Source organism: Hymenobacter lapidiphilus, from assembly GCF_003417065.2.
Classification (GTDB): domain Bacteria; phylum Bacteroidota; class Bacteroidia; order Cytophagales; family Hymenobacteraceae; genus Hymenobacter.
Window position 1 is genome coordinate 1 of sequence record NZ_QVLT01000034.1, and the last position, 22,763, is coordinate 22,763.

16 protein-coding genes are annotated in these 22,763 nt (G+C 62.1%); 5 read left to right on the top strand and 11 right to left on the bottom strand.

The features are described 5' to 3' along the window. Positions 1 to 137: 137 nt before the first annotated feature. On the bottom strand, positions 138 to 1,373 hold the full coding sequence (locus D0N36_RS15985; RefSeq protein ID WP_242478954.1) for an MFS transporter: 1,236 nt from the start codon (positions 1,371 to 1,373) through the stop codon (positions 138 to 140). Positions 1,374 to 1,598: 225 nt separating this feature from the next. Beyond that, positions 1,599 to 2,300: a DUF3239 domain-containing protein gene (locus D0N36_RS15990; protein ID WP_116942841.1), complete on the bottom strand. Its 702-nt coding sequence runs from the start codon at positions 2,298 to 2,300 to the stop codon at positions 1,599 to 1,601. Positions 2,301 to 2,603: 303 nt separating this feature from the next. On the opposite strand from D0N36_RS15990, the gene D0N36_RS15995 reads away from it, so the two are divergent. The 3 genes from D0N36_RS15995 to D0N36_RS16005 all read left to right on the top strand — a co-directional run bounded on the left by D0N36_RS15995 (position 2,604) and on the right by D0N36_RS16005 (position 5,102). After that, positions 2,604 to 4,130: an aldehyde dehydrogenase family protein gene (locus tag D0N36_RS15995; RefSeq protein ID WP_116942842.1), complete on the top strand. Its 1,527-nt coding sequence runs from the start codon at positions 2,604 to 2,606 to the stop codon at positions 4,128 to 4,130. 139 nt (positions 4,131 to 4,269) lie between these two features. After that, positions 4,270 to 4,650, top strand: coding sequence for a hypothetical protein (locus D0N36_RS16000; RefSeq protein WP_116942843.1), 381 nt, complete (start codon positions 4,270 to 4,272; stop codon positions 4,648 to 4,650). A gap of 35 nt (positions 4,651 to 4,685) precedes the next feature. After that, entirely contained in the window at positions 4,686 to 5,102 is a 417-nt protein-coding gene (locus D0N36_RS16005; RefSeq protein ID WP_116942844.1) for a DUF779 domain-containing protein, read from the top strand. 82 nt (positions 5,103 to 5,184) lie between these two features. Here D0N36_RS16005 and D0N36_RS16010 read toward each other — a convergent pair whose 3' ends face one another. Then, positions 5,185 to 5,649, bottom strand: a complete 465-nt coding sequence (locus D0N36_RS16010; RefSeq protein ID WP_116942845.1) for a YybH family protein — start codon at positions 5,647 to 5,649, stop codon at positions 5,185 to 5,187. Positions 5,650 to 5,758: 109 nt separating this feature from the next. Then, positions 5,759 to 6,277 (bottom strand): hypothetical protein, encoded by a 519-nt coding sequence (locus D0N36_RS16015; protein ID WP_116942846.1) that lies wholly within the window; start codon positions 6,275 to 6,277, stop codon positions 5,759 to 5,761. Between the two features lie 196 nt (positions 6,278 to 6,473). Between D0N36_RS16015 and D0N36_RS16020 the strand changes: the two genes are divergently transcribed. Next, a complete protein-coding gene (locus tag D0N36_RS16020) occupies positions 6,474 to 6,752 on the top strand; it encodes a hypothetical protein (RefSeq protein ID WP_116942847.1) in 279 nt (92 codons plus the stop codon). Positions 6,753 to 6,826: 74 nt separating this feature from the next. Here the strand turns inward: D0N36_RS16020 and D0N36_RS16025 are convergent, their stop codons facing one another. From D0N36_RS16025 to pbpC, 5 genes are all read right to left on the bottom strand, one after another. After that, positions 6,827 to 10,033, bottom strand: a complete 3,207-nt coding sequence (locus tag D0N36_RS16025; protein ID WP_116942848.1) for an efflux RND transporter permease subunit — start codon at positions 10,031 to 10,033, stop codon at positions 6,827 to 6,829. 213 nt (positions 10,034 to 10,246) lie between these two features. Next, positions 10,247 to 11,395 (bottom strand): efflux RND transporter periplasmic adaptor subunit, encoded by a 1,149-nt coding sequence (locus tag D0N36_RS16030; RefSeq protein WP_116942849.1) that lies wholly within the window; start codon positions 11,393 to 11,395, stop codon positions 10,247 to 10,249. A gap of 100 nt (positions 11,396 to 11,495) precedes the next feature. Beyond that, positions 11,496 to 12,869 (bottom strand): TolC family protein, encoded by a 1,374-nt coding sequence (locus tag D0N36_RS16035; RefSeq protein WP_116942850.1) that lies wholly within the window; start codon positions 12,867 to 12,869, stop codon positions 11,496 to 11,498. A 298-nt stretch (positions 12,870 to 13,167) separates the two neighbouring features. Beyond that, complete coding sequence (locus tag D0N36_RS19790; RefSeq protein WP_242478957.1) at positions 13,168 to 13,488, bottom strand: hypothetical protein; 321 nt, start codon at positions 13,486 to 13,488, stop codon at positions 13,168 to 13,170. Beyond that, positions 13,377 to 15,596, bottom strand: coding sequence for a penicillin-binding protein 1C (gene pbpC / locus D0N36_RS16040; protein ID WP_242478955.1), 2,220 nt, complete (start codon positions 15,594 to 15,596; stop codon positions 13,377 to 13,379). The genes D0N36_RS19790 and pbpC overlap by 112 nt, the downstream gene beginning before the upstream one ends. 78 nt (positions 15,597 to 15,674) lie before the next feature. Here pbpC and D0N36_RS16045 point away from each other — a divergent pair, with 78 nt between their 5' ends. Next, positions 15,675 to 16,271 (top strand): Uma2 family endonuclease, encoded by a 597-nt coding sequence (locus D0N36_RS16045; RefSeq protein WP_116942851.1) that lies wholly within the window; start codon positions 15,675 to 15,677, stop codon positions 16,269 to 16,271. Between the two features lie 12 nt (positions 16,272 to 16,283). Here the strand turns inward: D0N36_RS16045 and D0N36_RS16050 are convergent, their stop codons facing one another. Together D0N36_RS16050 and D0N36_RS16055 are read right to left on the bottom strand one after the other, a co-directional pair. Next, on the bottom strand, positions 16,284 to 17,162 hold the full coding sequence (locus D0N36_RS16050; protein ID WP_116942852.1) for a hypothetical protein: 879 nt from the start codon (positions 17,160 to 17,162) through the stop codon (positions 16,284 to 16,286). 11 nt (positions 17,163 to 17,173) lie between these two features. Then, positions 17,174 to 22,672, bottom strand: a complete 5,499-nt coding sequence (locus tag D0N36_RS16055) for an alpha-2-macroglobulin family protein (protein WP_116942853.1) — start codon at positions 22,670 to 22,672, stop codon at positions 17,174 to 17,176. Between the last annotated feature and the right edge of the window lie 91 nt (positions 22,673 to 22,763).

The following is a 22,763-nucleotide window of genomic DNA, read 5'->3' on the forward strand; positions in this document are numbered from 1 at the left end:
TCCTGACTACGTTGGATAGCGGCCCGTATTGCCGAAGTTGTGCGGGCGCTGCCGTGGAGTATTTGTCCCATAAGTGCGTGCGAAATTCCAGCCCGGAAAATACACCATCTCTCCCTGGGACTATACAATTAAGGTTGCTACTCGCCCGCTTCCCGCCCATAAAACCGGTTCACAACGTAGGCCAACGCCACCAGCCCCAGGCCCACGGCGCACACGCCAGGCCACTGGTAATGGTCCCAGGCGATACCGCCGAGCAGCGAGCCGGCTGAGGCGCCGATGAAGCAAGCCGTCATGTACACGGTGTTGAGGCGGCTGCGGGCTTCGGGGCGGAGGCTGAAAATGCGGGTCTGGTTGGAAATATGCGCCATCTGTTGGCCCACGTCGAGTACTATTACACCCGCAATAAGGCCCAGCAGGTGGTAGCCGCCGAAGGTCATCAACACATAGCCACCCAGGAACAGCGCCAGCCCGACCCGCAACGCAAAGCCCGGCCCTTTGTGGTCGGCTGATTTGCCGGCGAACGAGGCGGCAAACGCCCCGGTTGCCCCGATGAGGCCGAACAGTCCGGCTACGTCGGCGTGGTAACCGTAGGCGTCGCTTTCCAGAAAGAATACCAGCGTGGTCCAGAAGGCGCTGAAGCCGCCGAACAGGCAGGCCCCGATGATGGAGGAGCGGCGCAGCACTGGCAGCTCGCGGGCCAGCGTGCCCAGCGAGCGAAGCAGGCTGCCGTAGCTGCCCGCGTAGTAGGGCTGGTTGCTGGGCAGCATCCGGGCCAGTACGGCCACGAGCACCAGCATCAGCCCAGCGCCCACCAAAAACATGGTGCGCCAGCCGAAGTGCAGCCCCACATAGCCGCTGATGGTGCGCGAGAGCAGAATGCCAATCAGCAGCCCGCTCATCACCTTGCCCACCACCCGGCCCCGCTGCTCATCGGAAGCCAGCGAGGCGGCCATGGGCACCAGCAGCTGCGGCACGGCCGAGAAGAAACCCAGCAGCAGCGAGGCCCCGACCAGCACCCCAAACGTGGGCGCGTAGGCCGCCACCGCCAGGCACACGGCCACCAGCATAACCAGGCTCATAATCAGGCGCTTTCGCTCCCATTTGTCGCCTAGCGGCACCAGCAGCAGCAGGCCCAGCGTGTAGCCGACCTGCGTAATGGTGGCCACCCAGCTCACTTTGCTCTCGGTGAGGCCAAACGTGCGGCCGATTTCGGCCAGTAGGGGCTGGTTGTAGTAAAGGTTGGCTACCACCAGCCCGCACGTTATGGCCATCAGCCAGACCTGCGAGGAGGCCAGCGGGGCGGTAGCCGGGGCAGTGGAAGTTGGCCGGATGGGGGCCGGCTCGGGAACCTGGGCAGTTAGGGTATCAGGCATAAAACGAAAAGCGCCGCCCGGGAAAGTCCGGGACGGCGGAAGTAGATGGCGGGCAAAGGTACGGTTTCTGCAACCAGCCGAAACCGGTAAAAGTTGCGGCGGCGGCTACAATGCCGCGAGTTAGGCCAGGCGGTTTTATAGAAACAGTAAAACCAGGCCGGCCGCCGCAGTTCCGTTAGCGGGCCTAACGGAGCTACGGCAGCCGGCTGGTGAAACTCACACGGGCTAAGATTCAGGAATGTGGGGTACGTACTGCAACTCCTCATTGAAAAAGGTCAGGGTACGGTCGCCCGGAATGGTGGTTGCCCGTTCAGCCATCAGGGCCGCCAGTTCCCATTCTTCGGCATCAATGGAAGAATGGGCCGAGTTGATGACGGCCGGCTCGTTGGTTCCCCAGGAGAGGGGGCGGGGCTCGTAATCGATATAAATGCCATCTGAGTCGGCTCCGAACAGCACCACGCAAGGCACTTGTTCGCCGAGCTGCTCGGGGTGCATGGAGAGGGCCGGGACGGTAATTTGATTGACGCCCCACACAATACCGCGGGGGTTGGGCCCGTCGCCGTTCTGCACTTCGGCCACCACGCTTAGTTGCAGCGCATTCAGGCCCGTGATAATACCCGGTACCAGCAAGCCGTTGCGGTAGGCGTCGCCGGTGAGCATTTTGCGAAAACTCCACCCCACTGATATCATGGTCAGGCCCACGACCACCCCGCCCATAGCCACGTTGGTGTAATCGAGCGAATATAGTAGCACGGCCAGCGCCAGGAGCGTTGCCGCCGCGCCCATACTCACCCAGAGGTACTTGCGGTAAGTGCGGTGGGGCACATCCAACTGGCGCACCTTTTTCATATCGGGCCGGATATTAGCCGCCCGGCTGGCCATCGAGCCACCTAAAAATTCGCCGGGTTCACCAATTTGTCTTTCCATAAACAGCAGTTGATAGGAGGTAGGGGATGAGAGATGAGATACTTGCTGATACTGCTGCAAGCAAAATCAGGTTCCCAGCCCGGGTTGCCGGCTGGCAGCGAAACTGGTAAAAAATGTGCTACCGGCGCCCACGCCGCTCATCCGGGAACCGCCGAAACATCTGCCGCCGCTCATAGATTTATTTTAGGTGAGTAAGCACTCACACGCTGGCGTATGTAGTTGAAAACAATGCGGCTACTGCGCTGCTTTTGCCTACCGGAATACCTATCTTAAACCCTTCTTCACCTCAAACCCCACTTGCCCATGGAAACCCTCGAAAAGCCCAGCACCCTCATCGACCGCCCCAAGTTCAAGGACCACTACGATAACTTTATCGGCGGCAAGTGGGTAGCGCCGGTGAAAGGCCAGTACTTCGACAACATCTCGCCCATTGACGGCAAGGTGTTCACCAAAGTAGCCCGCAGTACCAAGGAAGACATCAACCTGGCCCTCGATGCGGCCCACGAGGCGTTCAAGACCTGGGGCAAAACCTCGGCCACCGAGCGCAGCAACATCCTCAACAAAGTAGCCAACATCATTGAGGAAAATCTGCACCATTTGGCGGCCGTCGAGTGCGTGGAAAATGGCAAGCCCATCCGCGAAACCACGCTGGCCGACCTGCCGCTGGTAGTCGACCACTTTCGCTACTTCGCCAGTGTCATTCGGGCCGAAGAAGGATCGGCTACAGAGCTGAACAGCAGCACGTTGTCGCTTGTTATTGAGGAGCCGCTGGGCGTGGTGGCCCAGATTATTCCCTGGAACTTCCCGCTGCTGATGGCTACCTGGAAACTGGCCCCGGCCCTGGCCGCCGGCTGTTGCGTGGTGATGAAGCCCGCCGAGCAGACGCCTTCCAGCATCATGGTGCTCATGGAACTGCTCCAGGACGTGCTGCCGCCGGGCGTACTGAACGTGGTAAACGGCTTCGGGCTGGAAGCGGGCAAGCCGCTGGCCTCCTCGCCGCGCATCAATAAGGTGTCGTTTACCGGCGAAACCACCACCGGCCGCCTAATCATGCAGTACGCCGCCGAAAACCTGATTCCCGTTACGATGGAACTGGGTGGCAAGTCGCCGAACGTGTTCTTCAAGAGCGTGATGGATGCCGACGACGACTTCCTCGACAAGGCCATCGAGGGCGCGGTAATGTTCGCGCTCAACCAGGGCGAAATCTGCACCTGCCCTTCGCGAATTCTAGTGCAGGAAGACATCTACGACGAGTTTATGGCCCGGGTAGTCGAGCGCGTGAAAGCCATCAAGCTGGGCAACCCGCTCGATATGGAAACTATGATGGGCGCGCAGGCCAGCAACGACCAGTTCGAGAAAATTCTGAGCTACCTCGAAATCGGCAAGGACGAAGGGGCCGAGGTGCTGACCGGCGGCGAGGCCTTCACCCAGGAAGACGGGGCGCTGGCCGAGGGCTACTACATCAAGCCCACCGTGTTCCGGGGCCACAACAAAATGCGCATCTTCCAGGAGGAAATCTTCGGCCCGGTGGTGGCCGTGACGACGTTCAAGGACATGGACGAGGCCATCGAAATTGCCAACGACACGCTCTACGGCCTCGGGGCCGGCGTCTGGACCCGCGACGCGCATGAGCTCTACCAAGTGCCCCGCGCCATCCAGGCCGGCCGCGTGTGGGTGAACTGCTACCACGACTATCCGGCCGGTGCGCCTTTCGGTGGCTACAAAAACTCGGGTTTCGGCCGCGAGAACCACAAAATGATGCTCGGCCACTACCGCCAGACCAAGAACATGCTCATCAGCTACAGCCAGCAGAAGCTGGGCTTCTTCTAAGCCGTAAAGCACCCGGAAACTATGGTGAGTCGATGTTCTGCCGTTGGGTGGGGTATCGGCTCACCATTCGGGTTTATGGCGCAACCAAGTACGTGCGGCGTACGTCTCCCTGGTAGCTGCTAATCAATTTGTTACTGTTATGCGCTTTCTCACTTCTTCTCTGCTGACTGCTTGCCTAGTAGGCGGCGCGGCGGTAGCCCAGGCCCAGCAGTTTCCGGTGCCAGGAGCCAAAAATTCCGACTGGGTATTGCAGAAAATCGAATCCCCCGCAGGTATACCTAGTATGCAAGTATGGTCGGTACCCGACCGGAATGCCTCTACTGAAGATGCTGTGCGCGGCGGAGTGTACGACGGAGAAACCGGAGGGCTAGTGAGCTTTTACGACCCCCGCACCGCAATTGCCTACGACCTGCGACACGGTATCCTGCACGACCGAACCACCAACCAATACTACCGTTTCCAGCGACGCGGCGCGCAACCTCAGCCCTTGCCTCCGTTGCCTCCCACCAAATTCCTCTGATACTGCCCGGCTCCGGCCGGCTCATTCCACTTGCCATGCCCGAAACTGCCCTAACTCCCCGCGTCCTCGTAACGCCTGCCGCCGAAGCCACCATCGATTTGCTGCGCGACGAGCACGGCCCGCTGATGTTTCACCAGAGCGGCGGCTGCTGCGACGGCTCATCGCCGATGTGCTTTACCAAGGGCGAGTTTCGGGTGGGCAGCAACGATGTATGGCTGGGCCAGATTTACGACTGCGACTTTTTTATGAGTGCCGCGCAGTTCGAGTACTGGCAGCACACCCAGCTTACCGTAGATGTGGTGAAGGGCCGCGGGGCTAGCTTCTCGCTCGAAATCCCGCTCGGCGTCCGGTTCCTCATCCGCTCCCGCATCTTCACTGCGGCAGAAGCGCAGCACATGGCTCCGGTATACGACGGCGAAGAATACCTGACGCGCCCGGAGTTGGCGCAATAGCGCGCCAACTCAGCCGCCGGAAACGCGAAACGCCCCGTCAGCAGTTGCTGGCGGGGCGTTTCGGTGCTGTGGAAATCGAAGCTTACTTCGCCTTTACGGGTAGGCCTTCGAGCTGCACGTAGCTGAGCTTCCAGGCATTCTTGGCGTTCTTTTTCCAAACCAGGATGAAGTTGCCTTCGCCTTCGCCGCGGGGCTGGTCGGCCATTTCTGGCAGTACTTCGGTCGAGAACGTGCCGGCCTCGTAAGCCATGGCCGGGCCGCTGCCCGAGGTGGTGGTGTACAGTTTCAGGTCGGCAATGGTGCCCATGGTGGCGCGTACCCATTTGTCCGACACCTCCGACTTGCCGCTGAAGCGCGTGGCGCCCTGGGCGTACTGCACGTCGTCGGCCAGCAGCGAATCGAGCTGCACGGTGTTTTTGGCGTTCCAGGCTCCAATAAACTGTTGGTTGAGGCTTTGCACGTTCACGTCGGCGGCGGCATCGGTTTTGGTGTCGGAGCAGCCGGCAAGCAGGGCACCTCCCAGCAGGAGGCCAAAAATGCGTTTCATGGGAACAGGATTAGGTAGAAAAATCAGAAGTGAAGCAGGCAGGGGTCCCTAAGGCGCGAAAAGCCCAGGTCCGCAGACCTGGGCTTTGAAACTACGCAAACGGGCCGGACTACCAGCTCTTGCGACGAACTTCGGAGGTAGGGTAAGCGGCCTCGCGCTTGCCGTATGCCTCGTTGGGCAGGTAGCCCGAGCTCATGGCGTAGGCAGCGGGGGCAGCACCGGGAGCGGCGAAGCTACTCATCATGGCCGGAGCAGCGGCCGGAGCGGCAGCCATGGTGGCGGCATTGGCCCGAGCGGCCGAGGCCTTACCCTGGGCAATACCCGAGCGGTAGGAAGCCTGACGGTTAGCCTCGGCCCGACGGGCAGCGGCTACGCGGGCGGCCTCGGCGCGGCGCTTGTTGTCGGCCGTGCGGCCGATGCTGTAACCCAAGCCGGCACCGGCGGCACCACCAACTACGCCACCTACGGCGCGGTTTTTCTTGTTGATGAGCACACCGGCAGCAGCGCCGCCCAGGCCACCAATTACAGCACCCTTGGCGCTGGAGCTAACCTTACGATCCTGAGCGAAGCCATTGAAGACCGTCGTGAGGAACAGGACAAATGCGAGAAACAGACTTACCTTTTTCATGGCCAATAGTTTTAAAGTGGAGGGACGCTGATGGCCCGTGTTCAGGAGGTGTTTTACAAGCACCATGCCAATACGCTCATCCTGTGGGTGAGGTTAAACTCCGGCAGGTTGATTTTTGCTGGATACGCGGCAGCTTCTCAAGCGGATAAAAGCCTGTCCGACAGCCAGCGCGGCACAATTTCGCGTATTTTATCTTATGAAAGCAATATTTCTACTGCGAGTTGAGAAAAGCCGGGTGCTCACGGGCCTGGGCGTACTGCTGTTACCCGCCGCGCCGCCCGAAATCCTGGCTGCCCTGGACCTGCACACCAACCTGCCTGTTCAGTTGGTTTACCCTGATAAACAGGAGTTTTCCGCTACGGCCAGCGTCGAAGAAGTGGCCCGCGCCGGTGAGCCCGCCGTTCGGGCGCTGCTGCTCACGCAGCAAGGCGCTACGGCCGTGCCTGCCGGAACAGAGGTGTGGGCTAGTGAGTAGTTGGAGGACTAAAAGCCCGTCATTCAGAGCAAAGCTCTGAATGACGTTGCTTTTTCAGCTCATCACCCACCTCGCTATCTGGTCAGCGAATGGTCGCCTGGGTCATCAAGGCCGCCGTGCTCCTCGTCGGGCTTATAACTAGCTTCGAGCTCGGCCAGCTTCTCCTTGCCGTAGGCGAAGCGGGTGATGAGCACGTAGAGGACCGGCACGATGAAAATGGCCAGCAGCGTGGCCGAGAGCATGCCGCCGAGCACCGTCCATCCTATTGTCTGGCGGCTGATGGCACCGGCGCCCGAGGCGAACACCAGCGGCGATACGCCCAGAATAAAGGCCAGCGAGGTCATCACGATAGGGCGTAGGCGCAGGCGCACGGCTTCGAGCGTAGCCTCAATGAGTGGCATACCCTTATCCACCCGCTCCTTGGCGAATTCGATGATGAGGATGGCGTTTTTGGCGGAGAGGCCGATGAGCGTAATCAGGCCAATTTGGGCGTAGACGTTGTTGGTGAGCTTGGGCAGGAACGTAAGCGCCAGAATGGCTCCGAACGCACCCAGCGGTACGGCCAGCAGCACCGAAAACGGCACCGACCAACTCTCATAAAGAGCCGCCAGTAGCAGGAATACGAACACCAGCGAGAGGCCGAAGATGTAGACGGTCTGGCCGCTGGCCTTCTGCTCCTCGCGCGTCAGGCCCGAAAACTCGTAGCCGTAGCCCTGGGGCAACGATTCGGCCGCTACTTCCTTCAGCGCGTTCAGCGCGTCGCCGGAGGAGTAGCCGGGGGCGGCGCTGCCGTTGATTTCGGCCGAGCGGAACAGGTTGTAGTGCGAAATCAGCGGGGCCGACTCGGCGCGGCGGTAACTGGTGATGGTGCTCAGGGGCACCATGCCGCCGGTTTTGTTGCGCACGTAGTACTGGCTCAGGTTTTCGATGCTGCCCCGGTAGCCCGAATCGGCCTGGGTGACAACCCGGAAATTGCGGCCGTAGAGCGTAAAGTCGTTAACGTATGAGGAGCCTAGGTAAGTGCGCAGGGCGGTGCCAATGTCGGCAATGGACACGCCCAGCTTCTTGGCCTTTTCGCGGTCGATGGAAAGCTGGTAGCCCGGCGTACTGGCGGTGAAGAACGAGAAGGGCCGCGCAATTTCGGGCCGCTTGGCCAGCGCCGCCTGGAAGGCCTTTAGGTTGCGGTCGAAGGTCTTGATATCCCCGTCGCCGTCGCGCTCCTGGAAAATGAACGAGAAGCCGCCGCTGTTTCCCAGGCCCGGAATGGCGGGCGGTGAAATCACGACTACGTTGGCTTCCTTGAACTTGCTGAGCCGCTTTTGCACGGTAGCCATCAGGCCCTCCAGCTGCAGCTCCTTGTCCTGGCGGTTGGCCCAGGGTTCGAGCTGGCAGAAAATAGTGCCGCTGTTCGACTTCGACGAGAAGTTAATCACGTTCAGGCCGCCCAGGCCGGCATAGTGCGCAATGCCTTTAATGGAATCCAGCTCCTGCATAATACCCTTGAGCGTGGCTACCGAGCGGTCGGTAGAGGAGGCTTCGGGCAGGTTGTAGGTGATGAACAGGCGGCCCTCATCCTCGGTCGGGATGAAGGCGGTGGGCTTGTTGAGGTACAGCAGGCCCGTGCCGCCCACCAGCAGCACCAGCAGAATAACCACCAGCCGCGAGTGCTTGATGCCGCGCTGCACGCCCTTGCCGTACTTGCCGGTTACGCGCTCAAACCAGTTGTTGAACTTGAAAAAGAACTTGTCCAACCCTTTCGACTCCTCGTTGCGCTCGTGGGGCTTGAGCAGCAGCACGCATAGTGCCGGCGTGAGCGAGAGGGCCACAAAGGCCGAAATTACCACCGAAATGGCGATGGTAATGGCAAACTGCTGATACAGCCGCCCAGTAATGCCCGGAATGAAACCCACCGGCACAAATACGGCCGCCAGAATGAGGGCAATGGCAATAACGGGCGCCGAAATCTCCCGCATGGCCGTCATGGTGGCCTCCAGAACCGGCATTTTGCGCGCGTTCATGTTGTGCTCCACAGCCTCCACCACCACAATGGCATCATCAACCACAATACCAATGGCCAGCACGAAGCCGAACATGGTGAGCGTGTTGATGGTGAAGCCCAGCGGAATAAAGAAGATGAACGTGCCGATGATGGACACCGGAATGGCCAGCACCGGAATGAGCGTGGACCGCCAGCTTTGCAGGAACAGAAACACCACAATAATCACGAGCACTAGGGCCTCGGCCAGCGTGTTCAGCACTTCCTTAATGGATACCTTTACCACCGTGGCCGACTCGAAGGGGATGATGTATTCTACATCGGCCGGGAACTGCTGCTTGAGCCGCTCCATGGTGGTTTTCACGTTCTCGTAGGTGTCGAGGGCGTTGGCGCCAGGGGCCTGGTACACGAGCAGGTAGGCGGCGCGCTTGCCATCGACAAACGAGTTGTTGGCGTAGTTGAATTTGCCCAACTCTACCCGGGCCACGTCTTTAAGATAGACCACGGCCCCGTCTTCGGGGTTGGTTTTGATGATAATGTTGCCGAACTCCTCGGTGGTGCGCAGGCGGCCCTGCACAAACACGATGTACTCGAACGTCTGGCCTACCTTGGCGGGCGGGGCCCCAATGGAGCCGGCCGCAATCTGGGCGTTCTGCTCCTGAATGGCGGCCGTTACTTCCTGGGCCGTTACTCCGAGCTGCGAGAGTTTATCGGGGTTGAGCCAGACGCGCATCGAGAAGTCGTCGGCCCGGCTCACAATGTCGCCCACGCCGGGGGTGCGCAGCAGCGCGTCCTTGATGAACAGGTTGGCGTAGTTGTCGAGGAAGGAGGTGTTGTGGGTGCCTTTGGGGGCGTACATGGCCACCAGCATCAGAATACTGGGATTCCGCTTGCGCACCGTCATGCCCAGGCGCTGCACTTCCTGGGGCAGCGAGGGCAGGGCAATGCCCACGCGGTTCTGCACGTCGAGGGCGGCAATGTTCACGTCGGTGCCCAGCTCGAAGTTCACCGTCATGCTCATCTGCCCGTTGCTCGACGAGTTGCTCTGCAGGTATGTCATGCCTGGCGTCCCGTTCACCTGCACTTCCACGGGCGTGGCCACGGTCTGCTCCACGGTCTGGGCGTCGGCCCCGGTGTAAATACCGTTCACCGACACGGTGGGCGGCGTGATTTCCGGGTACTGGCCCACCGGCAGGTTCAGAATGGCCAGCACGCCCACCAGCACAATCACCAGCGACGTAACAATAGCCGTAACCGGCCGGCGGATAAAGGTTTCTGCAATCATAGGGGTAAGCTGTTAGCTGATGGCTGTTAGCTTTTGAGGTCGGATGAGATAAAAGAGCGTGTCATGCTGAGTGCAGCGCAGCGGAGTCGAAGCATCTCTACTGCTTCGTTGTAATCAATGGGAATAGTATTGCTGTAGAGAAGATGCTTCGACTGCGGCTCCGACTCTGGCTCTATGCGCCACATGCTCAGCATGACGCGCTCTTAACTTGTGCTACCTCTTACCCGCGGCGGCGGCTCCAACCGGCGTACCGGCTGTCGGCGGCGCGCCGGCCTGCACCGGGCTGCCTTCGCGCAGGCGCTGGAAGCCTTCGGTAATCACCTGGTCGCCGTCTTTGAGGCCTTCGAGCACCACTATCTGGTCGCGCAACTGGGGGCCGAGCTGCACTTTGCGCTGGCGGGCTTTGCTACTGTCGCCGAGCACGTACACGAAACTCTCGCCCATCTGGTCGGTCACGGCTTTGTAGGGAATCACGATGCGCTGGCCCGACTGCCGGTTAAGCACGTGCAACACCGTGCTCATGCCATCCTTGAGGCGGCGCTCGGGGTTAGGGAATTCCACCCGAACCTGCACGGTGGCGGTTTGTTGCTCCACGCCACGGGCAATTGCCTTAATGCGGCCGAGTTGCTTGTACATGGTGCCGTCAGAAAGCTCCAGCCGGAACAACGAGTCGGGGTTGGCCTTGCCGGCGCTCTGCAAAGCCGTAAAGCGGGGCAAATCGGTTTCGTTGATAACGAAATCCACACCCATCGGGTCCTCGCCGCTGATGGTGTTGAGCAGCGTGGTGCCGGGACTGACCTGGGAGCCCAGCCGCACCTGCGAAATGCCGATGCGGCCGCTGAAGGGTGCCGTAATAGTGGAGTAGCTCAAATCGGTGCGGGCCAGCGTAACCGTTGCGCGGGCCTGAGCCACCTGGGCCTGGGCGGTGGCGTAGTTGGTGGCGGCGTTGTCCACAATCTGGCCCGCAATGGCATCCTGCTGGGCCAGGCGCTGGTACCGGTCGAGGTTGAGCTTGGCGTTCTGGGCCGTGGCTTGGGCGCTGCGCAGTCCCGCCAGCGCCTGCTGGTAGGCCGCCTCGTAGGTGCGCCGGTCGATTTCATAGAGCTTCTTCCCCTTGGGCACCACTTCGCCTTCCCGGAAAAACAGCCCCGTGATGAAGCCGCCCACCTGGCTGCGCAACTCTACGCTGTTGAGGGCTACGGCCGTGGCCGGATACTCGTCGTAGTACACGGCGTCAGTGGTGCGGGCCGCTACCAGCGTTACGGGCGTGGGCGGCGGCGGACCAGCCGGCTTATCGGCATCCTTGGAGCCGCAGCCTGCCAGGAGCAACAGGGCCAGAAGAGAAAGGAAAGGGTGCTTCATGGTTAGTTGTGTTGAACTGTTAGCCAGTAGCTGTTAGCTGATAGCTTTCATTGGGGAAGGAGCTAACAGCCAACAGCTATCAGCTAATAGCTTACTCTTTTTAGTACGTCACCGGCAGCGTGCCGAGGGCGCGCTGCACATCGAGTTTGGCGGCCAGCACGGCGTAGAGGGCGTTGTAGTAGTTGAGCTGGGAGGCGCGCAGGTCGTTTTCGGCCACGATTACTTCGAGGTAAGTTTTGATGCCCTCATCGTATTGCAGCTTGATGATCTTGTAGATTTCGCGGGCATCGTCGCGGTTTTGGCCCTGGGCCTGCAGGTCGATAAAGTTGCCTTTGTAGCGGGCCAGGGCCTGCTCGTACTCGGTGGAAATCTGGTTCTTCGTGTCGAGCACGGCTAGGCTCAGGCGGTCTTGGCGCAGTTCGGCAATCTTGAGGTTTTGAAGGCGGCGGGTACCCGTGAAAATTGGTAGGCCCAGCTGTAAACCGGCTTGCGAAGTCGGGAAGGCCTGCTTGTAGAGTTCCGCAAATTCGTTGTTCTGGTACACCTTCACGTAGTTGCCGAAGGCCGAAAGTGTGGGCAGAAAACCCAGCCGGTAGTAGTCGATATCGAGGCGCTGGAATTGCTGCTGGGTCAGGAGCTGCTGCAGCTCAATGCGCCGCTCGAAAGCCAGCGGCTCCAGCGTGTCGAGCATGGTTTCGCGGGCCAGCTGGAGCGTGTCGTAGGCCAGCGTAACGGGGGCGGCCTCGGGCGGGGCGCCCATCAGCTGGCGCAGGGCGGCGTACTTGCCCTTCAGGTTTTCGGCCGTGCTCTTGCGGTCCGTTACAGCGTTCTTGACGGCAATTTCGGCCCGCTTGTAGTCAATTTTATCTTTGAGGCCTACCTCGTACTGCGCGAAGGCATCTTTGAACTGCTTCTGCTGGCGGCGGATGGCTTCGTCGAGCACCCGCAGCTGCTCGTTGGTCAGCAGGATATCGTAGAAGGCCTTGCTCACGTCGCGCACCACATCAATCTGGAAGCTGACGGTGTTTTGCCCGTTCTGCTGGCGCACGTAGCGGGCCGAGCGGGCAGCCAGCAGCACATCGGCGTTGTAGAGCACCTGGTTGCCCTGTAAACCCAGGTTTGAGGTGTTCTGCAAGCCAATGCGCCGTACCTGCGACGGGGCCGAGGGGTCGGTGAAGTTGGGCAGCACGGCTACCGGCAACTGGAAATTACGGGTGTACGTGCCCGTGCCCTGCACTTGGGGCAGCCAGGCCGACAGGCCCACCCGAATCTGCCGCTCACCGATAGCTTCATCGAGCCGGGCCTGGCGCACCAGGGGCTGATTCAGCAGAGCATATTGCAGGCACTCGGCAAGGGAAAGGGGCTGGTTGGGCAGAGGCGGGGCGGGGGCGGCCACTTGGGCCCGGCTCAGCAAAGGCAACAGGAGTAGCAGCAGCAAACCCGGCAGCCCGAAAGCGCGAAGCGGTTGATTCATACGATAGGCAAAAGCAGCTACCTGCTTACGCGAACAGGAAGGAAGTGGTCAGGAAGAATGGGATGAAGCCAACTCCGACGACAGCCAGCAAGCCCTTGTTAAGCTGACCCCGGATTAGGCTCAACAATAAAGCCCAAGCCGCCAGAACCCGCGGCGGGCGAAATTGTTAGGTGTGCCCGCTGGTTCAGGAGGATGCTAGCGGCCGGAAAAATGCTGGATGTAGCGGCCACACCTCACCCGCTGCCAATAAGCACGGGCCGGCGGTGAGGCAGAGAAATAAGCCCTAAAAAGCCGGTAGCTACATTTCGGCTATTGTCACTAGCACATCGGTGTTGCGGCCGTGGTCGTCGGCGCAGGAGATTTTAAGCGGCCCGGGCGGGGGGCGAAAAAAAACCCGCTCATTAGCCGCAGCCGCCCGCAGAAACTGGTCGTTCACGTACCAATACACTTGGCGCACCTCGCCGTCGGTGGTGCAGCTGAGTAGCAACTGCTGCTGTTCGCGGGTACTTAATACGTACTCGGTGTTGAGGGTGGGCGAGGTGATGGTGGGCGCCCGCTCGGGCCCGCCGCTGGCCCGCTGACATTGGGGGTTATGGGGCGGCAGCCGGCGGTACGGCAGGCCCTGGGCCACCCGGTAAGCGGCCACTTCGGGCAGCAGGTTGGGGTACAATTCGCGCCGGAAGCCGCCGCCGGCGCGCAGGCCCGGCAGTAGGTAAAGCCGCCGTCGGCCGATACCAGCACCTCGCGCTGGTGCTGGCAGCGCCGCCCCGAGCTTTGGTTGGGCAGGAAGTAGTCGATTACCTGGTTGGGACAGTTCTCGCCGGGTACGAGGCCGGTTTCGGTGCACACGAGCCGGAAGTCGAGGCTAGCGGGCGGTACAAACCAGTCGTTGGGCGAGTTGTAGGCCAGGGCATTGAACAGGTCGAAGAGCAGCGGCGTGGCCACATCGGAGCCAGTGAGGGCGGGGCTGCCCTGGCCGCTGAAGTTGCCCACCCACACGCCAATCGTGTAGTCGCGGTTGTAGCCGATGCTCCAGGCGTCACGGCGGCCGTAGCTGGTGCCGGTTTTCCAGGCAATTTTGGGCAGTCGGGTGCTGCGGGCCGCGCCCAGCGGCAAATCGGGCCGGGTCAGCTGGCTCAGGATATCGGTTACGAGGAAGGCGGCGGCAGGGGAGACGAGGGCCCTGGTGTGCACCTCACCCCCTAGCCCCCTCTCCGAAAAAGGAGAGGGGGGACTAGCTTTTAGTTTTTTAGAATTAGATTCTAGTTCCCCCTCTCCTTTTTCGGAGAGGGGGCTAGGGGGTGAGGCGCCACGTGAGGGAGCAAAGGGCTCAGCGGTCAGCCCCAACGCCGCATAATCACCCCCGTTCGCCAGCGCTGCGTACAGCCCGGTCAGTTCTTCTAACGAGGCTCCGCAGCCGCCCAAGATACTGCTCAAGCCCAGCCGGGTGCGGTTGCGGGCCACGCTCTGGAAACCGGCCTGCTGAAGCTTTTCGGTGAAGGTGGGCACGCCGTAATCCTGGAGCACGCGCACGGCGGGGATGTTGAGCGAGAAGGCCAAAGCGCGCTCCAGCGTTACCTCGCCCTGACAGTGCTTGTCGAAGTTTTCGGGACGGTAACCCTGGAAGTTGGTGGGCACATCGGGCAGCTGCAGCTTGGGCGTCACGAGGCCCCGGTCGAGGGCCAGGGCGTAGAGGAAGGGCTTGAGGGTGCTGCCGGGCGAGCGGACGGCTACGATGCCGTCGTTCTGGCCCTGGCCCCGGAAGTCGCGGAAATCGGCCGAGCCCACGTACGCTTCTACCTGCCGGGTACGGTTGTTCACCACCAGCACCGAAGCCTGCGAAATGCCCAGTTCGTGCAAGCGGCGCACGTAATTGCCGGTCAGCTCCTCGGCCCGGCTTTGCTTGGCGCGTTGCAGGCTGCTCCGAATAATGGCCTCGTGTGGAAACTGCCGTACCAGCCGCCGCGATAGGTGCGGGGCCAGCGTGGGCGCGGCGTGGCGGCGCACGTCCAGCGGCTCCAGCAGCGCATCGGCAATATCCTGCCTGGCGAACAGTCCGGCCGCTCCGAACCGGCGGAGCCAGCGGTTCCGCTCCCGGCGCACCGCCTCGTTGTTCACGCCCAGCACCAGGCCCCGCGGGCGGTTCGGGATGATGGCCAGCGTAACGGTTTGGGCCAGGGAAAGGAAGTTGGGCGGCTGCTGGAAGTAGAGCAAAGCGGCCGACTTTACGCCCTCGATGTTGCCGCCGTAGGGCACCAGGTTCAGGTAGAGCTGCAGAATCTCGTCCTTGCTGTAATGCGCTTCGAGCTGGGTGGCGCGGGCCATTTCGAGCAGCTTGTTGCTCAGCGTGCGCGGCTTGGGCTCCAGCAGCCGTGCCACCTGCATCGTGATGGTGCTGGCCCCGGTGGTGCGGCCCTCGCCAAACACGTTGCGCCCGGCCGCCTGCAACAGCGCCAGCGGGTTCACCCCAAAATGCCAGCGAAACCAGCGGTCTTCCTTCTCGATAATGGTTTGGCGCAGTACCGGCGTAATTTCGCTCAGCTCGGTTTTCATCCGCCACTTCTGGGTGGGGTTAAGGTAGGCGTGCAACACGGTGCCATCGGCGGCCAGCACTAGGGGCGAGTAGCGCGGGGCGGCCGGCAGCGGAAACAGCCGGTCGAGGGCCAGTAACAGTAGTGCCAGCCCGGCCAGCAGTGCGAAGGTGCGAATGGCGGTGCGCCGTTTCATTCTGGCAAGATACAGGTTGCCCCGGCCTTCTTGCCGTCTTCCTTCCGTATATTCGTTAGCTCAGCCAGCCCCGCCGCCATGCCCGTCATCACCGATATTTCTCAACTCGACCTGACCAAAAGCTACACCTACGCCGACTACCTGACGTGGCGGCTGGATGAGTTCGTGGAGCTTATTCGAGGTAAGGTGCGACAGATGAGCCCCGCCCCGCGAGTGCGGCACCAGTCGATTTCGTTTAGCCTGAGCGCACTGATTGGGGGACTGTTGAGAGGTAGTGCATGCCAAGGCTTCGCCGCGCCGTTCGACGTGCGCCTGCTGAAAAGCACTCCCGACGGCGACGCGCAAATCAGCACCGTAGTGCAGCCTGATCTGTGCGTTATCTGTGACGCGGCGAAGCTCGATGAATTTGGCTGCGTGGGGGCGCCCGACTGGATTATCGAAATCCTGAGTCCCGGCAACGTGGCCCACGACAGCAAAACCAAGTTCGACCTCTACGAGGAAAATGGAGTGCGGGAGTACTGGATGGTGGACCCCGGCCTCAAAAACGTCATGGTGTACGTCCTCGAAGGCGACCATTACCAGCTCCAAGGCGAATTTTACCAGCCCGGCCCGATTCCGGTAGCGACGCTGCCCGGCACGGCGCTGGAGTGGGCGGAGGTGTTCGAAGGAATATAGCCGCTGCCCGAACTACTCTATCCCATCAGCTATCCGCCACTGGCGGCCTACCAGCTTCAGCAGGGTCCGGCGCCAGCCGGGCAGCTCCCGGTAGGCCAGCTCGGCGGTGTGCTGGCCCGTAATGTCCAGCGCGTCGAGGTGGCGGCGGAGCGTAGGGAGGCCCTGGCTGGCGTACTGCTCGAATACCCGCGTCAGGGCCGGGCGGATGGCTTTCAGGTTCCAGTAGTGGAGCACGTAGGGGGCTGCCTCGCGCAGGGGGCTGTCGAAACCCAGGCGCAGGCCGGTAGCCAGTTGCTCCATCATGTGCTTGTTGTAGGTGGCGTAAAGCTGGTCGGCCAGGGGCGTAATATCGCCCAGCAGCGCCGCGTCCTCACTCCGGAAACCGATGATGCCGGAGTTGTAGAGCCGCGTGTCGGGGCCGATGCGCACGCCGCCCATGCCCACTGCAAACTCGCGGCCCTGCAACCGGCGGTACACCTTGCGACTGAGCAGGTTGCCGGTGCGCATTATGCCCTCGTCGAGGTGCATAAACCGGGCACCCTCCGCAATCTGGGCGAAAATCGAGGCCGGGTCGCGCTGCCAGAGCGTATCGGTATCGGTGAACAGCAGGTTGCCGGGGTAGTGGGCCGCCGCATGTTGGAGCACCCCGATTTTGAGCAAGTACACCATATCGGCCGCCCCGCGCCAGGCCCGCCACTGTTCGGCCGTTACGGCGGGGTACAGCACGTCGGTCCGCTCGCCGAGTACCTGCTGGAAAACGTCGGGCGTATCGGTGTACACCAGCACCGTAGCGGGCGGCGCGGGGGCTACTTCAAAGTACGTCAGCAGGCTGTACAGCGCCTCGTGTTTGATGGCCGCCGGGCCGTGGGCCAGGTAAATGAGGTAGTTCATTGTGGGTGAAATTACCGCACTCGTACTACGCCAGCGCCAGAGTAGCTGTGGTACTCGGCGTTGTACATGGCGTCGGCGCTGACGGGGCCGAGGCGGAACGTGCCTTTGCTCACGGCGCGGGCCAGGTAGTAGAACGCTTTGGGTTTGGGTGTGGCGGTGGTGAACAGGTTCAGGCGGTCGTCGCGCACGTCGAGGTAGTCGGGCTGGGCGGCGTCCTTGGCCCAGGCCAGGTCGCGGACGGCCCCGATGCGCGGGTTGTCGATTTCGAGGCCAGCGGGCAGCAGGTCGGTAATGGCCACGTTGGGCACTTCCCCGGCGCTTTCGGCCGACTGTAGCGTGATGCGGACCACCACCAAATCGTTCTGGCGGAAGGTGGCCGAGCCCAGCGGGTTACCGTTGCGGTCCAGGAACTGGCGGCGAACCATCAGGTAGGCGTCCTCCTCGGCCACGCGGCCGGTGGGCGAGATGCCTTCCATTTCCCAGAAGTAGTAAAGGCTGCCCTTGCCGCTGGGCCGCAACGTCAGCTGGCGGTTGGCCACGTTGCTTACCGTGAGGTCTTTGCCGGTGAAGGCACCGATGCTCTTGCCATCGGTCAGGAGCTGGGCGGTGGCGGTGCTGTTGGCGTTGCTCTTGGCCAGCTTGCCTAGCGCCAATAGCGAGAAGGCGCGCTCCTGGGTGCTCATCCAGCCGGCCTGCTGCACGCGGCGGCTCAGCTGCCGGCTCAGGCTGAGTACCTGCGAGTTGCCGGGGTCGGCGGCGAGCAGGGCGTTGAGCACCAGGGCCATGTCGCGGATAGGTGAGGAGAAGGAGCCGCCCAGCTCGCGGCCGGCAATGCTCGGGGCCGCGCCGTAGCGGCTGGGTACCGTCTGCTGGAAACCGCGCTGGTTGCCGCTCAGAGCAAATGCCGCGGCCAGCAGGTAGCGCGAATCGTCGGCCAGCAGGGAGCGGTTGGCCTTGTAGTAGTTGAGCGCCACCGGAGTGGGCCGGCCGGCCAGGGTCAGCACGTAGAGCGAGTACGGAATCTCCTTTTTGGCCAGCGTCACCGGCCGGATTACGCCGCCCGTTTGGATGATGTTGTAGGTTTCGGTTTCACGCTGGCGGATGCGGGTTTCGAGGTAGCCGAGCACCCGGTCGAGCACGTTCTTGTTCACCGCGAAACCAGCCTGCCGGGCCTCCAGCAGGAAGTGGGCGGCGTAGGCCGTGGACCACCAGTTGTCGTAGTCGCCGCCGGGCCAGTAGCTCAGCGAGCCGTTGTACATCTGCTGGGCCTCCACTTTGCGAATGGCTTCCTGCACGTGGTAGTTGGGGTTGAACTGCCCCGCCTTGCCTTTAACGCCGGTTTTCTGGCCCAGCGTCGCCACCAAATCACCGTAGTACAGCTGCGGAAAGGCGGCCGACACGGTTTGCTCCAGGCAGCCGTAGGGGTACTGCAGCAGGTAGCGCAAATCCTTGGCAAACTCGGCCATCGGCGAGCGGCTCACCACCAGCTGGCTCCGCAACGAGGCCGCCATGAAATCGGTCTTCAGATTCAGCTGCTGCGCTTTGCCGCCGCCCGCCAGTACCCCGCTGCCGGTGCGCTTCTGCAAGGGTGAAGCGGGGCGGACGGGCAGTTCAATGGTTTCGGTGAAGGTTTCGTTGAGCGCTTTCACCGTCGTTGTTAGCGTGGCATTGCCGATGCTGGCGGGGGCCAGCACCCGAAACTGCACCCGCTGCTCGGCGCCGGCCGGCAGGCGTACGGTTTGCGAAGCAGCTCCCAACACCCGCAACGGGCCGGTTACGGCCAGACTGGCCGCACCGGTGCCGGGCTTAGTGGTCGTGTTCGTCAGGGTCACGGGCACGTCAATCGTGTCGCCGGGGCTGGCGAAGCGGGGCAGGGCGGTGGAAATAACCACCGGGTCGGCCACACGCATGGTGTGTTCAGCCGAGCCGAAGGCGTCGCCCTTGTAAGCCACGGCCATAATGCGGATGGCCCCGCTGAACTGGGGCACCTGCAGTTTGTAGCTGACTTTGCCGCTGCCATCGGCCGTGAGCACGCCGCTCCACTTGGCCAGTAGCTTCACGCGACGCGAGGGCACGGGCGTGGTGCGGCGGGCGAGGTCGTAACCGTCGCCGCCGGTGGAGCTGGTGCCGAGCTCGGGCAGCAGGAAGGGGTACACGTCGTGGGCCGCTACTTCGAGGGCGCGCTTTTGGTAGAAGTAGGCGTGCGGGTCGGGCGTGCGGAAATCCTTCATCTGCAGAATCCCCTCATCCACCATGGCCAGCGTAACCTGGGCACCGGGGGCGGTGGTTACTTCAATAATCTGAGCGGTCTGGGAGCGGCTCAGCGCGGGCGCCTTAATGGCTACCGACAGCCGCGAACCGGGTTTTTCTACCACCAGCGGCACGAAGCCGCGGGCCACGGTCAGGGGCAGGCGGTTGTCTTTGATGGGGCGGATGGCGGTGGCCGTCACGTAGATGTTGGGCACATGGCCGCCGCGAATCGGAATGTCCACTTTGGCCGATTTCTCGTCGGTGTCCACGTAGAAATGGTCGAGCACCCGGTCTCGCTCCACCGTTACCAGCACACGGCCGGGGAAGGGCGTCTTGAGCAGCAGGTGGGCGGTTTGGCCGGGCTCGTATTTTTCCTGGTCGGCCTCAATTGTTACCTCGCCCTCGTTGTTCACCTCGAAGGAGTTGCTCTGGGTATCGCCGTAACCGTAGGCGTACACCTGCTGGGAAACGTAAGTCGCCGCGCCAGGCCGCGAAACCCGGATTTCGTACTCGCCCGAATACTGCGGCGCGAAGCCCAGATTGGCATTGGTGCCGCTGCCGGAAACTTCCACGTTGTGGCTCAAAACGGTTTCCTCGCGCTTTTGCGAGTTATAGATGTAGCGGCCGCCACGGCGCTCAATCACGGTTTCCCATAACATGCGGATTACTTCCACCCGGGCGGTGGCGCTAGTAGGCTTGCCGGCCGGCGTGAGGGCCACCAGTTCTACGGGCACCTCGTCGCGGGTTTTCACCAGCTCCCCCAGGTTCTTCACCCCGAACATCACCGCCTGAGTCTGCACCTCGAAAGTGGCATAGCGGTTCACGGGGCGGCCAGTTTCGTCGAACACTGTCGTGAAGGCTGCACCTTCCAGGGTGCCCAAATCGGGGTAGTCGGGCACCTGGTAGGTAGCGGTGCCGCGGCCGGCAGCGTCGGTGATGCCTTCGCGCACGGTCTTCTCAAAGCGGTCGGAAATCGGGGTTGATTCCAGGCTGCCGTAGTTGCCGCGCCGCCGGTTGCCGCTGTTGATGGAGAAGTCGTAATTGGAATACTCTTTGGGCTGGAAGCGCTTTTCCTTGAGCGAGAATTCCACTTCGAACTTGCGGTCGGAAGCGGGCGGGCCAAACAGGTTCTGGGCCGTAATCTGGGCCTGTACCGTCTGGCTAGGCTTCACCACGGCGGGACTGGCCTTAACCGTTACCTTCATGCGGTCCGGGATAAACTCCTCCACCGATAGCTGGCGCGAAGTCAGCAGCACGTCGTTGGCCGTCAGGATTTCAAGCGTGTAGAGGCCGGTCATCACGCTGGGGGGCAGAATGAAGCGGGCCTCGGTGCTACCCTCGGCGCTCAGCGTTTTCTGCAGGCTGGCGTACTCCTTGCCGGTGGGCAGCAGCAGCCGGACTTTTAGCGGGAGGCCTTTGGGGGGCGCCTGCCAGTTTTCGGTGCGCACCACGGTGTTGGTCTGGATGGTGTCGCCGGGGCGGTACAGGTCCCGGTCGCCGTAGAGGAAGGCCTGGTAGCGGGCGGCATTGTTTTGCAAACCGCCCACCTCGAAGCGCGAGGTTTCCACCCGGCTCCGGTTCAGGTCTAGAAAGGTGAAGTCGTCGCCGCGGCGGGCCACCACCATGCCCAGCTGGAACCGCGAGTTTTTGGCTGTACTGTCGAACTTGGCTACGCCCGCGCCGTTGGTGACGCCGGTGCCCATTACCTGGTTGTTGGTGCTCAGGTAGCTGATTTCCACGCCGCCGAGCGCCTTAGCCTCCCGAATCGAGTTGGCAAACACCATCGTGCTGCCGGCCGCGCCGGTCTTCACAATCAGGCCAATATCCGACACGGCCACCAGCTTGCTCACCTGCAGCCACTGCCGCTCGGTGTCCTGCACGCGTATCACGTAGAGCCCCTTGAGGCCTCCCGAAAACTCCAGGTCTTTCAAACTCAGGTTCAGCAGCCGTAAACCCTGCTCTTTGGGCATGCCGGCCACCGTGTAGGTGCGGTCCGACAGCACGTTGCCCAGGTTTTCGACGTCGTAGTACTGGAACGAGCGGTCCACGTATTCCCCTTCCTCGTCCTGGTTGCTCTCCCCATCCTCACCGTCGTACTCGGGGTAGCCGTACTGGCTGCCGCCGCGCAACAGTTGCTGGATGTTGTTGGCGTACACTTTGGCAATGGTCACCTTTACTTTATCCACCTCGTTGATGCGGATGCCTAGGTTGCGGGAGCCCAGCGCGTCGAGGTACAGGGCCTTGTCGGCGCTGGCAAAGCTGATGGTGGGCCGCTCGTCGGAGAAGCTCACGGTCTGCGTCACGTCGTCGTTCAGCTGGCCGCCCAGGCTGCCGCGCAGGCCGCTGCTCACGCGCACCTGGTAGCTTTTGCCCACCTCGAAGCCGCCTTTGAGCCGCACGCCGCTTTCCAGCTCCTCCACCTCAAAGGCCACCTGCGGCGACACGGCCACGGCGCTCCGCAAATCCATCCCGCTCACCGGCTGGTTGGTTTGAATGTTGATAACCGGGTCGGCGCCCTGCAGCGTGCCGGTAATAGTCGCTACTTCCAGTGCCTGGGGGTCGGGCACGTCCAGCTCGGCTTCGGTGGTTTGGTCGGTGGGCAGGTCGCTGCCCACCGCGCTCAGGCCGGGGGCCAGCGCCAGTTTCAGGGGCGAGCCGGGCCGCAGCTGCTGCTTCAGGCTCAGGCGCACCTGCTCGCCCGCCTCGCCGCCAACCACTTCGAAAGCCACCGGCTCGCCATCCTGGGTCAGGCGTAGCAGCGGCTTCACGTCGGCGGGCTTCACGGCGTAGTTGAAAGGCAGTTCCACCCGCAGCTCGGCCGTGCCCACGGCCCGCTCCGAGCGGGCCCAGAAGGCCTGGGGCGCCTGTAATTCCAGGTAGGGCGTGTGGAATTTCTGGCGGTCTTCGGGCAGCTCGGTGCCCCGGCGCGTGCCTTCGGGCAGGGCCTCATTCACCAGTTTGGCCGTGAAAGCGGTGCTGGGCCGCAGCGGCACGTTGGGCGAAAACACCAACTCCCGGTCCGTGGTCCACTTGAACTTGCCGCGCATGGCCGGCTCGAACTCCACTACCCGCGTGGTATCCCAGCGGTCCAGTTGCTCGGCCCCCACTACCGCATCGGCAAACTGGAACACGATGTTTTGATAGGGGTCGATTTCCGCGCCGTTAGGGTCGGGGGCTCCCTCCTCGGAGCGCGAGCAGGCGAAACCAAGGAGCGCCAGCAACACCAGCAGCGGCTGGCGGGCAATTCGGGAGAGTAGCATAGCATGGGGGAAGGATAGGCGCCCGAAGGTATAGAAAAAGGGGGTTCTTACTATATTTTGTATACGTTTGGGTAGGAATAGTTAAGAACGC

What these genes read in the sequence shown, in the direction of transcription:
- D0N36_RS16055 (WP_116942853.1), bottom strand. Translation starts at nt 22,672, where the DNA reads ATGCTACTCTCCCGAATTGCCCGCCAGCCGCTGCTGGTGTTGCTGGCG.
- D0N36_RS15985 (WP_242478954.1), bottom strand. Translation starts at nt 1,373, where the DNA reads ATGCCTGATACCCTAACTGCCCAGGTTCCCGAGCCGGCCCCCATCCGG.
- D0N36_RS15990 (WP_116942841.1), bottom strand. Translation starts at nt 2,300, where the DNA reads ATGGAAAGACAAATTGGTGAACCCGGCGAATTTTTAGGTGGCTCGATG.
- D0N36_RS16010 (WP_116942845.1), bottom strand. Translation starts at nt 5,649, where the DNA reads ATGAAACGCATTTTTGGCCTCCTGCTGGGAGGTGCCCTGCTTGCCGGC.
- D0N36_RS16035 (WP_116942850.1), bottom strand. Translation starts at nt 12,869, where the DNA reads ATGAATCAACCGCTTCGCGCTTTCGGGCTGCCGGGTTTGCTGCTGCTA.
- D0N36_RS16005 (WP_116942844.1), top strand. Translation starts at nt 4,686, where the DNA reads ATGCCCGAAACTGCCCTAACTCCCCGCGTCCTCGTAACGCCTGCCGCC.
- D0N36_RS16020 (WP_116942847.1), top strand. Translation starts at nt 6,474, where the DNA reads ATGAAAGCAATATTTCTACTGCGAGTTGAGAAAAGCCGGGTGCTCACG.
- D0N36_RS16015 (WP_116942846.1), bottom strand. Translation starts at nt 6,277, where the DNA reads ATGAAAAAGGTAAGTCTGTTTCTCGCATTTGTCCTGTTCCTCACGACG.
- pbpC (WP_242478955.1), bottom strand. Translation starts at nt 15,596, where the DNA reads ATGAAACGGCGCACCGCCATTCGCACCTTCGCACTGCTGGCCGGGCTG.
- D0N36_RS15995 (WP_116942842.1), top strand. Translation starts at nt 2,604, where the DNA reads ATGGAAACCCTCGAAAAGCCCAGCACCCTCATCGACCGCCCCAAGTTC.
- D0N36_RS16045 (WP_116942851.1), top strand. Translation starts at nt 15,675, where the DNA reads ATGCCCGTCATCACCGATATTTCTCAACTCGACCTGACCAAAAGCTAC.
- D0N36_RS16025 (WP_116942848.1), bottom strand. Translation starts at nt 10,033, where the DNA reads ATGATTGCAGAAACCTTTATCCGCCGGCCGGTTACGGCTATTGTTACG.
- D0N36_RS16000 (WP_116942843.1), top strand. Translation starts at nt 4,270, where the DNA reads ATGCGCTTTCTCACTTCTTCTCTGCTGACTGCTTGCCTAGTAGGCGGC.
- D0N36_RS16030 (WP_116942849.1), bottom strand. Translation starts at nt 11,395, where the DNA reads ATGAAGCACCCTTTCCTTTCTCTTCTGGCCCTGTTGCTCCTGGCAGGC.
- D0N36_RS16050 (WP_116942852.1), bottom strand. Translation starts at nt 17,162, where the DNA reads ATGAACTACCTCATTTACCTGGCCCACGGCCCGGCGGCCATCAAACAC.